A 16,219-nucleotide genomic window follows, 5' to 3' on the forward strand; every position below is an offset into this window, starting at 1 on the left:
CCTCCGCTACCATTACACCTTATCATCATCGAATAGGCAAAGCGCATCCCAGCCATGGATATAGCTTGTTTGCCATAGATCTGCTTTTCAATGATGCGCCTGCGCGTTTCTTTAATTTGAAAGGCAGAGTTCATGGCGCGCCGCACCAGTGCCGCGCAGGCCTATCTGTTAGTCTTTAGATCGCAACACAACCGCTGGACGCACGCCCATGGCGCGCCAAGAAAACCAAAGCGATGTGAGCAACGTCAAAGCGACCCCACCCAGAACGATGATTAAAGACGCTCCCCAATTAAAGGTGAAAGAAGATTTCATCACAAAATGGGTAACGGCCCAAGCAGCCACACCGCCGGCAAAAATCGCCACGCCAGCAGTGGCAGCCCCCATGTAAAGAGATCGCAATGCGAAGCTCCACAACACACGTGCCCTTGTCGCTCCGAGCGTCTTCAGAATCGCAGCCTCATAACGACGTTTTTCTTCGCCAGCCGCAGCCGCACCAACCAACACAACCGCCCCTGTGATCAACGTTGCCATAGCGCCCAAAGTCGTGGCCGCCGCAATGCTTTTCATCACCTCAACCACGCGATCAATCGCATCGCGCACGCGGATGGTTGTGATATTCGGATAGGCTTTAGACAGCGACCGAATAAGCGGTGCTTCTGCCTCGGCCGTGGCATAGATTGTCGCGATGTGAGTATGCGGCGCAGCTGAAATCGAGGCTGGGTTCATCGACAAAACGAATCCCATTCCAGCACTGGAAAAATCCACCTCGCGAAATGATGTAATTGTGCTCGTGATATCGCGACCAAGGATGTTCAAGGTGATCGTATCTCCCAAAGATAGCCCCATCTCTTTGGCTTCCTCATCGGCAAAACTGACTTGCGGATCACCCGAATAATCTTCGGGCCACCAAGTGCCTTGCGTGATCTTGGCGTTGTCAGGTTTTGCCGCAGAATAGGTCACACCGCGATCGCCACGAACGACCCAGTGATTGCCCGAAACCTCTTTCGCGTCCTGCCCGTTAATTTTGGTGATAACACCGCGCAACATCGGCGCGGTTTCATAGTCGGTCACGCCAGTGGTGTTCTCGAGTTCAGTCAAAATACCGTCGATTTGATCCTTTTGAATATCGATCACAAAATAGGATGGGGCAACACTAGGCAGTTCGTTGGCAATGGCGCCGCGTAGATTGGTATCGATTTGTCCAACCGCAGACAGCACGGTTAATCCTAACCCTAAAGATAAAACCACTGACAAGGTATCACCACTTGGGCCACCGATAGACCCAAGCGCTAGGCGTAAAGCGGGCCGCCCTTTCGTGATGCGTTTTGCAGCCATCCATTTGGCAGCATAGCGCAAGCCGCTTGCTGCAAGCACCAGAATAACAAAGGCCGCTGCCAGTCCTCCAAAGGACCAAAGCACCAAAGCGGCGCTGTTTGAGAACAAGACTGCACTAAAGATCAAAGCTCCAACCAAAGATGCAAGCGCCACCAAATATGGTGCGCGTGGCAAGCCTTGCAGGCCCGTGTGCGAGCCACGATACAAAGCCGCTGGGCGGATAGATTCAGTGCGTGCGAGTGGCCATAGCACAAAAATCGCAGCTGAAATGATGCCGTACAGAGCCGCTTCAAACAAAGACGACGGATAGACTCCGATCTGTGCGGGCAGCGGTAACATCGCTTCGATCACAGGCCCCAACAGCACGGGCACAGCCCCACCAATAAGCAATCCAATTGCAATGGCGCAAAGGGTCAAGACACCAATTTGAAACATGTATACCATAAAGATCGTTTGGCGATCTGCACCAAGCGTTTTCAGCGTCGCAATGGTTGCTGTTTTGCGATCCAAGTAAGCGCGCACCGCAGAAGAAACGCCAACGCCGCCGACAGCCAGTCCAGCAAGCCCAACCAGCACCAAAAATGACCCAAGTCGATCAACGAAGCGCGACATGCCCGGTGCACCATTACGCGCATCGCGCCAGCGATATGCAGCGTCGCTAAGGGCGGTTTGTGTGATTTGTTTTTGTGCCTCCAAATCAGTGTTTTCGGGTAATTTCAAACGATAGGCAGATTCAAATAATGTACCTGGAGACAGCAGGTTAGAACCGCGTAAATCCTCGGTGCGCACCATGGAACGTGGTCCAAGTGAAAACCCAACAGAGGCGTTGTCAGGTTCACGGGTTAAAGCCGCCATAACAATAAACGGCACTTCGCCCACCAAAATATCATCACCGATTTCAAGCCCAAGGCGTTCTATCAACATCGGATCAAGCACCGCGCCAGAGATGCCGTTTTTCCCATCGAAGGCCTGCTCAAGCGTCATGGGCGGCGTCAATTCAACTGTTCCAATCAAAGGGTAAGCCGCATCAACAGATTTCACTTGAGTCAAAGCGCGTTCATCGCCCTTTGTGATCATAGATCGAAAATCGGTGATTTCTGACAGTGCTAGACTGTTGTCTTCTAGCCAAGCACGTTCTTCTGGGGTGGCAAATCGGTAGGTGAATTCAAGTTCTGCATCCCCTCCCAACAGCGCTGCACCTTCGTTTTCGAGGCCCGAAAAAATGCTTTCGCGCACCGATGTGACGGCCGCGATGGCAGCTACACTCAAGGCCAAACACACAATGAGAACGCGAAAGCCACGCAGGCCACCGCGCAATTCTCGACGAGCGATTTTCCATGCGAGTGCGATATTCATGACGCGTCCTGCGCCTCATCTAGATCAAGCGCTCCATCGCGCAAACGGATCACGCGGTCACAACGCTGAGCAAGTTCGGGCGCATGTGTAACCAGTATCATCGTTGCCCCGTGGCGATCGCGTAGACCCATCAAAAGATCCATAATCGCTTCGCCTGTCGCGCCGTCCAGATTGCCTGTTGGTTCATCTGCGAGAAAGATTTGCGGACGCGGGGCCGCAGCACGCGCCAAAGCCACACGTTGTTGTTCACCACCCGACATTTGCGATGGGAAATGATCCAAGCGCGCGCCAAGACCAACGGCCTGCAATTCTTCGCGAGCGCGATCAAAGGCATCCGCGTGCCCCGCCAACTCCAAAGGGGTTGCGACATTTTCAAGCGCAGTCATTGTGGGAATGAGGTGGAAAGATTGAAAGACAACCCCCATATGATCTCTACGAAAGCGCGCAAGCGCATCTTCATTCATATCGGTCAAGTTCCGCCCTAAGACATTGACAGTGCCTGCGGTCGCCAATTCTAAGCCGCCGAGCAACATCAGGAGAGACGATTTGCCAGATCCAGATGGCCCGACCAATCCAATGGTTTCGCCCCGCATAACATTCAATGAAATACCGCGCAAAATATCCACGCGCCCCGCATTACCATCAAGCGAAAGCCCGAGATCTGTTAGAGAAATCACGGTCTCGGGGGGCAGGTCTGTCATGGGGTCTATCCTAAATTGGGTCTTATACCGATATGGGATTTTATTCGCACGTGGCAAGGCTTTGTCGCAGGTTTTGGTTGTAGCCTCGTTAATTGGTGCAGGAACCGCGGTTGTAGCGCAAGACGGTGTGACCATCGCGGCATTAGGTGACAGCCTAACTCAGGGGTACGGGTTACCCCAAAGCGACGGATTTACCGCGCAATTGCAAGCTTGGTTGACCGCCCAAGGGCAGGACATCACCATCCTAAATGCAGGCGTTTCTGGCGACACGACCACGGGCGGTCTGGCCCGCATAGAGTGGACTTTGACGCCTGATGTTGATGCGATGATCGTGGCACTTGGTGGCAATGATGTGTTGCGAGGAACGGCACCTGAGCTGGCACGCGCAAATTTGGATGCAATTTTATCCATCGCGCAGACCCGTGACATTCCCGTTCTATTGGTTGGGATTGCTGTGCCAGAAAACTATGGTGTCTCTTATAAAGCTGAGTTTAGTGCCATTTATCCAGAGCTTTCTCAAGCCTATGATACGCTATATTTCGAGGACTTTTTACAACCCATTTCCAAAGACCGCGACATGGCAGATGCGCTTTCAAACTATATGCAAAATGATGGCGTTCACCCCAACGCCCAAGGTGTGGCATTAATTGTCGAAGACCTTGGCCCAAAGGTTATCGAACTTGGGGCACGCGTGAGCGATTGATATCGGATCATTCCGAACGCGGGTGGTCATCGAAATCTTTGGCCAAAATGCGTTCTGCGTCCCCTTGTGGGTCGTCAAACTGCTGCGACTTGATAAACCAGAAAAAGGCAACCAACCCCAGCCCTCCCAGAAAGAGTGAGATCGGAATTAAAAAGACCAAAACATTCATTTCAACCCCCTGAGACGCAGCGCATTTAGCGATACTGTTATGGATGACAAAGACATAGCCAATGCGGCCGCAAATGGTGTGGCAAACCCTGCTAAAGCGACTGGAATGGCGATCATGTTATAACCTGCGGCAACCGCAAAGTTTTCTTTGATACGGCGGGTGGCAGATACAGACACCTGTGTTGCCTCACTGATCGGGGCCAACGATTTGCCCAACAACACAATGTCAGACAGAACACGGGTCGCATCCAAAGCTGAAGCGGGTGAAATTGATACATGTGCTGCGGCCAGCGCCGCGGTATCATTTAGGCCATCCCCGACCATCAACACCTTGCGCCCTGCCCGCGACAGTTCCCCAACGCGCAAGGCTTTTTCCATTGGCAAACAGGACGCTTTCCATGCTTCAATACCGACGCGCCCAGCGATATCAGCAACTGCTGCGGGGGCATCGCCTGACAGCAAAACCACATGTTTTCCTTGGGCTTTCAAGGCAGTGACTGCCGCTTGCGCGCCTGCACGAAGCTGATCAACAAAGGTAAAGGCGACGGGGGGCTGATCCCCGACTTTCAAATAGGTTGCAGTCTGCGGCAAGGCCTCCGCGCCAATCCAAGATGCCCGCCCAAGGCGCACGACCTGCCCGTTCCAACGCGCCTCGACACCTTGGCCTGGTACTTCAGTTACATCCCTCAACGGTGCAGTTTTACCGCCAAGTTTTTTAGCCTCATCTGCAATTGCCACGGATAAAGGATGCGCAGACCCGACGGCGAGCGCTGCGGCAATTTCACGATTTTCAACACTGATATCATGCCAATTTGAGAGTGCTGGGCAGCCTTCTGTAAGCGTGCCTGTTTTGTCGAAGACAACAGTGTCGATTTCGGCCAAACGCTCAAGTGCTGTAGACGATTTGATCAACATGCCCGCCCGAAACAGCCGACCAGAGGCGGCTGTTGTTACCGCTGGAACAGCCAAGCCTAGCGCACAGGGGCAGGTGATAATCAAGACAGCGACAGCAACATTCAAGGCATGCCGAATGTCGCCAGACATCCAAACCCAACCGATAAAAGCCACAAAAGACAGCAGATGAACCGCTGGCGCATAGATCTGCGCTGCGCGGTCTGCCAAAGATGTATAGCGGTTACGTGATGTTTCAGCCATGGCGACCAGATCTGCAAGACGGTGCAACGAACTGTCTTGGCCTGCCGCAGTCACTTGCACCAATAACGGCCCAGTCAAATTTATCTCGCCCGCATTCAAAACCGCGCCAACATCCACCCCAACAGGGAGGGTTTCCCCCGTCAACAAAGACCGATCCAATTCAGATGCCCCTTGGGTGACAATACCATCGACAGGCACCCTTGCGCCGGGAACGACGCGCAGGATATCACCTTTGCTTACTGTGTTGATCGGAACAATTGCGCCACTTTCCAATGTGGCGCGTGGAACTTCTAATGCGGTCAATTCTTGTGCTGCGGATCGTGCGACAGATCGCGTGCGATAGTCCAAATACCGACCTGCAAGCAAAAAGAATGTAAGTGACAGCGCCGCATCAAAATATGCGTGACTGCCAGATTGAAAGGTTTCGAATAAAGACATACCTGCGGCCAGAATGATGGCCAAAGAAATCGGCACATCCATATTCAGCCGCCGTGCGCTCAAAGCATTCGACGCTGATATAAAAAACGGTTGTGCTGAAAATGCGATCGCAGGAACAGCAATAACAGCCGAAATCAGATGAAACATATCGCGGGTCGCATCGGACGCGCCAGACCAAACAGCGACAGACAAAAGCATGACATTCATCATCGCAAACCCCGCCACGGCCAAGCGGGTCAAAATCGCACGCCCCTGCCGATCGGTTTGGGTCGCACTCAAAGCACCAGCGTCAAGTTCATAGGATTCATACCCAGCATCTGTCAGCGCTTTAAGCAAGGTTTCGGTATCGGTCGTGTGATCGGTTTCAATCTGTGCACGCTTCAAAGTTAGATTAACCCGCGCGGCCTTAACGCCTGCTTGCCCCATAAGCGTGCGCTCCACGCCTGAAATACACGCGGCGCAATGAATAGCTGGCAGGGACAACACGATATGGGTGTCTTTCACATCCCGTGCGCGGGCTGTTGTTTCAGCAGCAGGTGCGGCAGAACAGGCAGGGCAAGCTGACATTTGTGCGTATGACATGTCTATCCCCTAACGCTTAACGTGAATGATCACGCGCTGTTTGAAAAGGGTTCCGTCTTGGGCCACAGCCTGCATACGATAGTTCCAATTGCCCGCGTCCAACGGGCCTGTCTTGGCCACATAGGACGTGCCATCAAAGATGAAATCAGGGGTTTGATCTTGTGATACATTGGTCGCACGCCCCAAAGTTCCTGTGATGGATTTGACCCGCACGGGCTGGCCCGCATCATCTCGGATCGTCACATAGAGTTTTTCGTTGCGGTCCAACGCATCGACAGTCCAGCCCAAAGCGAGTTGCGCGGCTTTATCGTCATCAAAGGATTGCGAAGCCACATATGAGTTTTTCACTTCAAGGCCTGGAAAGGTTTTTACCGCGCTAAAGGCCATAAACAGATTGACTGCGATGATCACAGTGAATGCAGAGACTGTGCCGATCAAAACGTGTTTTCCAGTAATTTCGCGCGTCATTTAATTGGCCTTTCCGTTAAACACTGTCGCGACAAAAGCGCGATCATCATTGGTTCTATCTGTGACCCAAAGCGTGATGGGGGTTCTATCTGTTGTCGCAAGGGAAGACTTGGGACCTGCTATCACATAAACACGCTGCAACTTGGTGCCGTCAGCGGGAACGATCACAGTTTGATCTGACACCCCTTCAACGACAACTTGCAGGGTATCATCTCCAGTTACAGACATCTCGAAGGGGCGATCATCGCCATGTTTGTTGCGCAAGCGCACATCATAAATGTTGCGGATTGACCCATCAGACAGCGTGACAAACGTCGGGTTGCGCACCGGCGCCACGGTCATATCGATGTCAGAGCGAATGAACAAAGCGAACACCAAAGCAAAGCCGACCGCCGCCCAAAGCGCGCTATACATGATTGTACGCGGGCGCAGAATATGTTTCCAAACAGGCTTTGGTGATTGGCCCGCAATCTCTGCTGGCTCGTCTTTTAAGGCCATGTAATCGATCAACCCACGCGGCTTTCCGATCTTGTCCATCACGTCATCGCAGGCATCAATACACAGAGCGCAGGTGATACATTCAAGCTGTTGCCCATCGCGAATATCGATCCCAACAGGACAAACATTCACGCAGGCCATGCAGTCGATACAATCGCCCAGCGCCGAAGTATCAACAGCTTTTCGGTGCTTTTCACGCGGCTCTCCGCGCCAATGACGATACCCAACCACAAGGGTGTCTTCATCCATCATCGCGGCCTGAATGCGCGGCCAAGGGCAGGCATAGATGCAAATCTGTTCGCGTGCAAAACCGCCAAAGAAAAACGTGGTCGCGGTCAAAACTGCCATGGTCAGATAGGCCACAGGATGTGCCTGCCCTGTCAACAATTCGCGCAGCAGAGTTGGCGCATCTGTGAAGTAAAACACCCAAGCGCCGCCTGTGGCCAAACCGATCAGTAGCCAGACAAGCCACTTGGTAAGCCGCAAGCGCGCTTTTCGAAAATCAAGTTTTTTCTGACGATGCAAACGCAGGCGCGCGTTGCGATCACCTTCGATCCAGCGTTCAACAAGAATGTATAAATCGGTCCAAACCGTTTGCGGGCAGGCATAACCGCACCACACGCGCCCCGCCGCAGAGGTGAACAAGAACAACCCCAGACCTGCCATGATCAAGAGGCCCGCGATAAAATAAAATTCGTGGGGCCAGATTTCGATCCAAAAGAAAAAGAAACGTCGATGGGCCATATCCACCAAAATCGCTTGATCTGGAAGATTTGGCCCCCGATCAAAACGCAACCATGGTGAGATGTAGTACACCCCCAAGGTCAGAATCATAATGATCCATTTCAAATTGCGGAATTGACCTGACACGCGGCGCGGGAAAATAGGTTCGCGTGCTTTGTAAAGCTTGGAAGGAATGTCTTTAGAGCTCATGAGAGCCGCCTTTTGACTGTGCGGAATATGGCTTTATCAATCATTGTTGATTTGCCAGCTTTGATGTGGATCAATAAATAAGAAAAGATGCCTTTAAGTTTTTGGATCTAAGACACCAAATTGATCTGGCTGACCGCAGCTACCGCCAGCCAGATCGGTTTACTCCCCGCCACCGCGTGTGTGCACATAGATAGCTGCGGCGTTGACTTCGGCTTGGGTTAAGCGTTGTCCCCAAGCAGGCATCACGCCGAAGCGCGCTTCTGAAACTGTTTCATGCAAAGTTTCGCGGTCACCGCCATAAAGCCAGATCGCATCGGCTAAATTTGGCGCGCCTTGATCGCGATCGCCTAAACCTTTTGCGCCGTGACAGGCTGAACAGTTATCAGCGAAGACTTGAGCGCCAGCGATGGACAATCCTGCATCAAACTCTGATCCTGACAGTTGCAAAACAAATTCGACAACCTGATCGATCTGTTCGGGTTCCAGCAATTCATCCACCCCAAAGCGCGGCATTTCTGAATAACGCGCATCATCGGTCTCGTTGCGAATACCGTGCTGAATGGAATAGGCGATCTCATCTACTGTGCCGCCCCAAAGCCAATCGTTATCCAAAAGGTTTGGATAGCCCTTGGCACCCGCAGCCCCCGATCCGTGACACTGCAAACATTGCGCACGAAACACAGCCGCGCCGGCATTGGTCGCATAGTCATGCAGCGGCGTATTTGGCGCGATTTGGGTCACGTCGGCGGCAGCAAGTTCTGCATTAATTTCAGCATTCATCGCATCGAAGCTTTTGATATCTTCAGCCACTTCACCGCGTGTGGAATAGCCAAGCAAACCTGTTGTTGCGCCCTTTAGCATCGGCCAAGCAGGATAGGCGATTGAATAGCCTACGCCCCAAATGATGCACAGATAAAAGGTCCAGAGCCACCAGCGCGGCAGGGGGTTGTTATATTCCTCAATTCCGTCCCAAGAGTGTCCTGTGGTTTCGACTTGGTCTTTTGTTTTTTGTGGGTCTTTGGCTTTGCCTTGGTTGCTCATGACTGAGACTCCTCGCTGTCTGCTGGCCCGTCTTCATGGCGAAAGGGAATGTTGGCGATGTCTTGATGACGCTTGCGACTGCCGGGGCGAAAAGACCACAGCACAGCAGATACAAAGAATACGAACATGGCCAAAAGCACCCAAGAGTCGGCTATCTCACGGAAAATATGATAGTTCATCGGTGATCCTCCTTAGCGGGACGCATCTGGGGTAAAGGTTGAAAAGTCGACCAAAGTGCCAAGCATTTGCATGTAAGCGATCAAAGCATCCATTTCTGAAATGCCCGGCTCATTATCAAAATTACGCACCTGCGCGCCTGGATAGCGTTCCAGCATGTCGTCGTAATCGCTGTCAGGGTCGGCTTGGGCTTTGAAATCTGCCTGCGCCACTTCTATCATTTCAGTGGTGTAAGGCACGCCAACCCGTTTATGGGTTTTCAATAGATCCTCCACATATTCGCCTTCGATCTTGGTTTCGGTCAGATACCCGTATTTCGGCATAACGGATTCAGGGACGACAGATTGCGGATCTGTAAGGTGATCCACATGCCATTCATCTGAATACCGCCCGCCAACGCGGGCCAAGTCTGGCCCCGTGCGTTTTGACCCCCATTGAAACGGGTGGTCGTATTGCGATTCTGCGGCCAGACTGTAGTGCCCGTAGCGTTCCACTTCGTCGCGCATTGGGCGGATCATTTGGCTGTGGCACACATAGCACCCCTCACGCACATAGATGTCACGCCCTGTGAGTTCCAAAGGCGAATAGGGTCGCATGCCCTCCACATCCTCAATGGTATTTTCAAGGTAGAACAAAGGTGCGATTTCAACGATGCCGCCCACTGTGACCACCAAAAGAGAGCCGACCAAAAGCAAGGTCGCGTTGGTTTCGATAAACTTGTGTTTGTCTAGAAGTCCCATATCCGAGCGCCCCTATTCTGCAGGAGCCATGGCAACGTCACCTGCAATCGCAGGTGCGCGGCGCACAGTCATCCAAAGGTTGTAGACCATGATGAGAGAGCCAACGAGGTACATAGCCCCGCCCAAAGATCGCACCACATACATCGGGAATTTCGCGGCAACCGTGTCTGCGAATGCATTGACCAAGAACCCTTGGCTATCCACTTCGCGCCACATCAGGCCTTCCATAATGCCGGTGACCCACATAGAGGCTGCGTATAAAACGATGCCGATGGTGGCCAACCAGAAGTGCCAAGACACAAGGCCAAGGCTGTATAGGCGTTCTTTGTTCCACAGTTTCGGCACAAGGAAATACAGCACACCAAATGTGATCATGCCGTTCCAGCCCAAAGCGCCAGAATGCACGTGGCCGATGGTCCAGTCTGTGTAATGTGACAATGAATTCACCGCGCGGATCGACATCATAGGCCCTTCAAATGTGGACATGCCGTAAAAGCCGATAGAGATCACCATCATGCGGATCACAGGATCGGTGCGCAGCTTGTCCCAAGCGCCAGAGAGCGTCATCAAACCGTTGATCATGCCGCCCCATGAAGGCATCCAAAGCACGATGGAAAACACCATGCCCAGCGTCGACGCCCAATCGGGCAAAGCGGTGTAATGCAAGTGATGCGGACCGGCCCAGATGTACAAAAAGATCAGCGCCCAAAAGTGGATGATAGACAGTTTGTACGAGAACACAGGGCGCTCAGCTTGCTTGGGCACAAAGTAGTACATCATCCCCAAAAAGCCCGCAGTCAGGAAGAACCCAACAGCATTATGCCCATACCACCACTGCGTCATCGCGTCTTGCACGCCTGAGAACAGCTGCACCGATTTTGACCCAAAAATCGACACAGGCAAAGACAGGTTGTTGACGATATGCAGCATCGCGATGGTCACGATGAACGACAGGTAAAACCAGTTCGCAACATAGATGTGCTTTTCTTTGCGGGTCATCAACGTGCCCAAGAATACCAACAGATAAGCAACCCAAACAAAGGTCAGCCAAATATCAACATACCATTCAGGTTCTGCGTATTCCTTCGACTGAGTGACGCCAAACAAATACCCTGTTGCCGCCAAAACGATGAACAGGTTGTAGCCCCAAAATACAAACCACGCCAAATTGCCGCCCCATAGGCGTACCGCAGATGTGCGTTGCACCACATAAAATGAAGACGCGATCAAAGCATTACCCCCAAAGGCGAAAATCACCGCGGACGTATGCAAAGGCCGCAGGCGACCGAAGTTTCCGATACCTTGTAGAACCTCGAAATTAAGCTGTGGAAAGGCCAGTTGCAGCGCGATGAAAGTCCCGACAAGGAACCCGACAACACCCCAGCCTGCTGTGGCGATCACGCCGTAGCGCACTGGACCATCCATATATCCAACAGGCGTGACGCGCGGCTCTCCTGCTTGGCGCAGAGTATAGATAAACATCACAGCAGCGGCGGCCATGAAAATAAGTGCGTGAATCTGGTACCCCAAATCCCGCCCATAGTTTGAGGCGATTCCTGCGAGGACAATGACGACCCCCAGTACAGCCAGCTTAATATAGTTCCACATTTTGCGTCCCTTCGATCGAATACCTTATGGCGTGGGCATAAAGGGCCCATGCGAAAAGCTGGGCCTTGATCGCTGAGATTTGCCTCATGAAATCGCAATGCGCTTTGATCTAGGTCAAAGGCTGCTCATTGATGTGGAATTGATTGAGGGCGCAGCAAGCCGTCATATCTTGCGCGGGTTGATCTTGATCAAAGACGCATACCTCAGGCTGCGGCAAGGTGAACATCACAAACAACCCAACCTTGGAGGTGCTCTATGTCTTACAAATCTATTTCGACACTCCTATGCGATGCCAAACAAGACCTGCACATATTGGATGCCGCAATTGCATTGGCGCGCCAACATGACGCCCACCTTGATATCATATGTTTGGGTTTGGATCGCACTCAGCCTGGCTTTTACTATTCAGGTGCGAATGCAATCATCTTGCAAGACAAAATGAACCTTGCCCAAGATGAAAGTCAGGCTATCGAAACCGCCGTTTTGGCACATATGGAACCTCAAGATATCCGGTGGTCAACGCGCCCGATGGTTGCGCAAATGGCAGGTCTGGCTGTTCAAATCGCGCAGGTCATGCGCTTTTCCGATCTTGTTATCCTGCCGCGCCCATACGGAAAGGGCCGCGAAATTGAACATGAACGCATCATCGAAGCGGCCTTGTTTTCGGCGCGCAGGCCTGTGCTGGTCATGCCTGCGAATGCGGCTTTACCCGCAAGCCTCAACACTGCAGTGACCGCATGGAATGAAAGCACCGAAGCCTTGAACGCAATCCGCGCAGCCTTGCCGATGCTGCAAGACGCAAAGCAGGTTGATATTACCATCATTGATCCGCCGAAACACGGGCCTGATCGGTCAGATCCAGGTGGTGCCTTGTGCCAGATGCTTGCGCGCCATTCAGTGGATGTCGAAGTTTCGGTGCTAGCCAAAACCATGCCACGTGTCGCAGATGTTTTGATGCGCCATGTTCAAGATAAAAGCGCGGATATATTGGTTATGGGCGCTTACGGTCACTCAAGACTGCGCGAATCCATTCTTGGCGGCGCGACCCGTCACATTTTGGAAAACGTAGAAATTCCAGTATTTATGGCGCATTAGTTCAATAACCTATACGCTTCTAGGACATGATCGCGCCATCGCAATCATCCCCAGTTTGTGCCAATAATGCGGCATAATCGGGGATGATCACTTGCCGCTTGCCTTCAAGTTGGATGAGCCCCTCGCGTTTCAGAGCAGATATCTGGCGTGACACCGTTTCCAAGGTCAGACCCAAATAATCGGCCATGGCTTCGCGTGTCAAAGGCAATTCAAACACCGTGTCTTTTGCTTGCGGCCGCAAGCCAAGCGAAGCCTCGCGGCGGGCCAAAATCGCCAAAAGCGACGCAATCTTTTCACGAGCCGTCTTGCGCCCCAAAATCAGCATCCATTCCCGCGCAGAATCCAATTCATCAAGTGTCATTTCTAACAAACGGTGGCCGATATGCGGGGTTTGCGACATCAGTTTTTCAAACGGTTTACGACGAAAGCAACACAGCGTCAGGTTGCTGACTGCAACGACATCATAGGCCGCAAATTCACGCCCAGGACGCCCTAGAAAATCAGACGGCAAAAGTAGACCGACCATCTGCGTCCGCCCGTCTTCCATTGCTTGACTTAATGAGGCCACTCCAGACACGACTGAAGCTACGAAATCCATCGTATCGCCCGACCAAATAACGGGCTGACCCGCTTCGAAAGAGCGATAGAATTTCACCGCCTCGAGTTGTTCCAGTTCATCGTTTTCGCAGCGCGCACAAACGGCCCGATGGCGAATAGGGCATGTGCCACAATCTTTTGGATCAAATGTCATATTGGCCAATTCAATTCATGTTTGATCTAAGTCAAAGCGCGTGAAATCTTTCTAGCTAAATTCTAGCCCCATGACGCTTCACACACAACTCCGCAATTTGGGCCTTTTTGATTCGCGTGTCCCGCGCTACACAAGCTACCCAACCGCACCGCATTTTTCCGCAGACTTCAGCGCGCAGATCCCTGAAAATTGGATGAGCACGCTTGATCCTGCTATACCAATTTCGCTATATGTCCATGTGCCATTTTGCAGGCATTTGTGCTGGTTTTGCGCCTGTCGCACCCAAGGCACAAGCACGCTTAGCCCTGTTGCGAGCTATGTCGAGACGCTCAAACTAGAACTTGAATTGCTTAAATCACGGCTGCCCGATGGCATCAAGATTGGTCACTTGCATTGGGGCGGAGGCACGCCCACACTGCTTGATGCGGCGATGATCACAGACCTATCAGATGCGATTGCGAGACTGGCCCCCTTTACTTCGGATTACGAATTTTCGGTCGAAATCGACCCCAATGAAATTGATGATTTACGCCTTGATGCTTTGGCATTGGCTGGCATGAATCGCGCCTCAATCGGTGTGCAGGATTTCGATCCGAGCATACAAACAAAAATTGGCCGTATTCAGTCATATGAGGTGACGAAAACGGCAGTAGATGGCTTGCGCTTGCGCGGCATCCAATCGCTCAACGCCGATATTTTATATGGCCTGCCTGCACAAAATATATCGGGCATCCAAGACAGTGTGCTAAAACTACTTTCGCTGGCACCTGATCGTGTTGCCCTATTCGGCTATGCCCATGTGCCATGGGTTGCGCGACGCCAGACTATGATTCCCGCCAATGAATTGCCATCCCCCCAAGATCGTCTTGAGCTGTTCAACGCGGCGCGCGACCTATTTGTCGATGCCGGTTATCAAGAGATCGGCATAGATCATTTCGCTCTTAAAACAGACGGATTGGCGCAAGCGGTGCAAAGCGGACATTTGCGGCGCAATTTTCAAGGCTATACCAACGATAAGTTTCAAACCATGGTTGGCGTTGGAGCCTCGTCGATTGCGCAATACAGTCAGGGCTATGCTCAAAACACGCCTGCAACATCCGCCTATCAAAAACAGGTCCGCGCGGGAAAGTTACCAATCGCCAAGGGGCATGTCTTTTCACCAGATGACAAATTACGTGGCAGAATAATCGAAGCATTGATGTGCAATTTTGAAGTTACATATGACGAGTTGGCCGCAAAATTCGATTTGCCTCATAGGACGTTCAACGCCTTTGGCGCCTCAGTCGATGCGTCCTTTCCTGTTATGATGTTCGTGACACCAGATGCGATTAAAATACGAGACCACGCGCGCGCATTAACACGCATGATTGCGCAGCATTTTGATGCCTATGCCTTTGATGGCGCACAGCATTCTTCAGCTGTTTAAGGCTGATAGGATGCTGCGCCAAATGGTTACTTCCAATCGAAAAAACCTTCGCCTGCGCGCTCTAGTAAACGTTGCGCAAGTCTGCGACCGATTTCAGCACCTTGATCAATCGGGCCCGTAATTTCGTCAGACAGTGCTTCGGATCCATCCGTGCGCAGTATTTCTCCGCGCAGCGTGATGCTATCGCCCTGCAACATGGCAAGCCCCGCAATCGGGGTTTCGCATGAGCCATCAAGTGCGGCCAGAAAAGCACGCTCAGCGGCGAGGCGTTGGCCTGTCGGGACATGATGCAAGGCCTGCAAAAGGCTGGCTGTGTTTTCATCCGTCAAACGCCGCTCGATCCCGATTGCACCTTGTGCGATGGCTGGCAGCATATCTTCAGGTGCGATTTCTGTGCGTGGCACATCCTTGGCATCAAGTCGGTTCAGCCCAGCCATGGCCAAAAATGTCGCCTCGGCGACGCCTTCGCCCAATTTGCGCAAACGGGTTTGCACATTGCCGCGAAATTCCACCACTGTAAGATCTGGACGGCGGTGTAAGAGCTGCGCTTTGCGGCGGAGCGATGAAGTGCCGACAACAGAGCCAGAGGGCAGGTCTTGCAATGTGCCGCCGCTGAGTTGCACAAAAGCATCGCAAGGGTTCTCACGTGGCAGATAGCAATCCAAAATCAAGCCATCGGGCTGATCGACAGGCATATCCTTCATTGAATGGACCGCGATATCGATATCACCCGCCAAAAGCTGATCTTCGATTTCGCGCGTAAACAGCCCCTTGCCGCCGATTTCTTTCAAAGCGCGATCTTGCACACGATCGCCCTGCGTTGAAATCACGACGATCTCAAAGGCATCCATCGGCAAATCATATGCCTGCATCAAGCGCGCACGCGTTTCATGCGCTTGTGCCAGTGCCAAAGGCGAGCCTCGAGTGCCAATTTTTAATGTGCGGGCGGGTGTGGGGAATGTGACTGTCATAGTGTTGAAATACCTGCGACACATGCGTCTTGCAAGCCATGGAATGCTTGACAAAACACCGCAGGCAAGGGAC

The 16,219-nt window shown here is 52.3% G+C and carries 15 protein-coding genes; 3 read left to right on the top strand and 12 right to left on the bottom strand.

Going from position 1 to position 16,219, the window contains the following annotated elements:
• Positions 1 to 168: 168 nt before the first annotated feature.
• Positions 169 to 2,691: an ABC transporter permease gene (locus EDD53_RS10515; protein ID WP_123793207.1), complete on the bottom strand. Its 2,523-nt coding sequence runs from the start codon at positions 2,689 to 2,691 to the stop codon at positions 169 to 171.
• On the bottom strand, positions 2,688 to 3,392 hold the full coding sequence (locus EDD53_RS10520) for an ABC transporter ATP-binding protein (RefSeq protein WP_123793208.1): 705 nt from the start codon (positions 3,390 to 3,392) through the stop codon (positions 2,688 to 2,690). Before EDD53_RS10520 ends, EDD53_RS10515 begins: the two co-directional genes overlap by 4 nt.
• Here EDD53_RS10520 and EDD53_RS10525 point away from each other — a divergent pair.
• Entirely contained in the window at positions 3,391 to 4,095 is a 705-nt protein-coding gene (locus EDD53_RS10525; RefSeq protein ID WP_123793209.1) for an arylesterase, read from the top strand. The two genes, EDD53_RS10520 and EDD53_RS10525, sit on opposite strands and share 2 nt — an antisense overlap.
• Positions 4,096 to 4,102: 7 nt before the next feature.
• Here EDD53_RS10525 and ccoS read toward each other — a convergent pair whose 3' ends face one another.
• From ccoS to ccoN, 8 genes are all read right to left on the bottom strand, one after another.
• Complete coding sequence (gene ccoS / locus EDD53_RS10530) at positions 4,103 to 4,264, bottom strand: cbb3-type cytochrome oxidase assembly protein CcoS (protein ID WP_123793210.1); 162 nt, start codon at positions 4,262 to 4,264, stop codon at positions 4,103 to 4,105.
• Entirely contained in the window at positions 4,261 to 6,438 is a 2,178-nt protein-coding gene (locus EDD53_RS10535; RefSeq protein ID WP_123793211.1) for a heavy metal translocating P-type ATPase, read from the bottom strand. The genes ccoS and EDD53_RS10535 overlap by 4 nt, the downstream gene beginning before the upstream one ends.
• A 9-nt stretch (positions 6,439 to 6,447) precedes the next feature.
• On the bottom strand, positions 6,448 to 6,906 hold the full coding sequence (locus tag EDD53_RS10540; RefSeq protein WP_123793212.1) for a FixH family protein: 459 nt from the start codon (positions 6,904 to 6,906) through the stop codon (positions 6,448 to 6,450).
• Positions 6,907 to 8,337 carry a cytochrome c oxidase accessory protein CcoG gene (ccoG, locus tag EDD53_RS10545; RefSeq protein ID WP_123793213.1) on the bottom strand — a complete coding sequence of 477 codons (1,431 nt, stop codon included), beginning with the start codon at positions 8,335 to 8,337 and terminating at the stop codon, positions 6,907 to 6,909.
• Between the two features lie 159 nt (positions 8,338 to 8,496).
• Positions 8,497 to 9,378, bottom strand: coding sequence for a cytochrome-c oxidase, cbb3-type subunit III (gene ccoP, locus EDD53_RS10550; RefSeq protein ID WP_123793214.1), 882 nt, complete (start codon positions 9,376 to 9,378; stop codon positions 8,497 to 8,499).
• Complete coding sequence (locus EDD53_RS10555) at positions 9,375 to 9,557, bottom strand: cbb3-type cytochrome oxidase subunit 3 (RefSeq protein WP_123793215.1); 183 nt, start codon at positions 9,555 to 9,557, stop codon at positions 9,375 to 9,377. The genes ccoP and EDD53_RS10555 overlap by 4 nt, the downstream gene beginning before the upstream one ends.
• A gap of 12 nt (positions 9,558 to 9,569) precedes the next feature.
• Positions 9,570 to 10,295 (bottom strand): cytochrome-c oxidase, cbb3-type subunit II, encoded by a 726-nt coding sequence (gene ccoO / locus EDD53_RS10560; protein ID WP_123793216.1) that lies wholly within the window; start codon positions 10,293 to 10,295, stop codon positions 9,570 to 9,572.
• Between the two features lie 12 nt (positions 10,296 to 10,307).
• Positions 10,308 to 11,903 (bottom strand): cytochrome-c oxidase, cbb3-type subunit I, encoded by a 1,596-nt coding sequence (ccoN, locus tag EDD53_RS10565; protein WP_123793217.1) that lies wholly within the window; start codon positions 11,901 to 11,903, stop codon positions 10,308 to 10,310.
• A 255-nt stretch (positions 11,904 to 12,158) separates the two neighbouring features.
• On the opposite strand from ccoN, the gene EDD53_RS10570 reads away from it, so the two are divergent.
• The gene (locus EDD53_RS10570) at positions 12,159 to 12,998 is read left to right on the top strand and encodes a universal stress protein (protein ID WP_123793218.1); all 840 of its coding nucleotides are present in this window, start codon (positions 12,159 to 12,161) and stop codon (positions 12,996 to 12,998) included.
• Between the two features lie 19 nt (positions 12,999 to 13,017).
• Here the strand turns inward: EDD53_RS10570 and fnrL are convergent, their stop codons facing one another.
• Positions 13,018 to 13,749, bottom strand: coding sequence for a transcriptional regulator FnrL (gene fnrL, locus EDD53_RS10575; protein ID WP_123793219.1), 732 nt, complete (start codon positions 13,747 to 13,749; stop codon positions 13,018 to 13,020).
• A gap of 70 nt (positions 13,750 to 13,819) precedes the next feature.
• Here fnrL and hemN point away from each other — a divergent pair, with 70 nt between their 5' ends.
• Positions 13,820 to 15,175 (top strand): oxygen-independent coproporphyrinogen III oxidase, encoded by a 1,356-nt coding sequence (hemN, locus tag EDD53_RS10580; protein ID WP_123793220.1) that lies wholly within the window; start codon positions 13,820 to 13,822, stop codon positions 15,173 to 15,175.
• A gap of 26 nt (positions 15,176 to 15,201) precedes the next feature.
• Here hemN and hemC read toward each other — a convergent pair whose 3' ends face one another.
• Entirely contained in the window at positions 15,202 to 16,146 is a 945-nt protein-coding gene (hemC, locus tag EDD53_RS10585; RefSeq protein ID WP_123793221.1) for a hydroxymethylbilane synthase, read from the bottom strand.
• Between the last annotated feature and the right edge of the window lie 73 nt (positions 16,147 to 16,219).

Source organism: Pacificibacter maritimus, assembly GCF_003814915.1.
Taxonomy (GTDB): Bacteria; Pseudomonadota; Alphaproteobacteria; order Rhodobacterales; family Rhodobacteraceae; genus Celeribacter; species Celeribacter maritimus.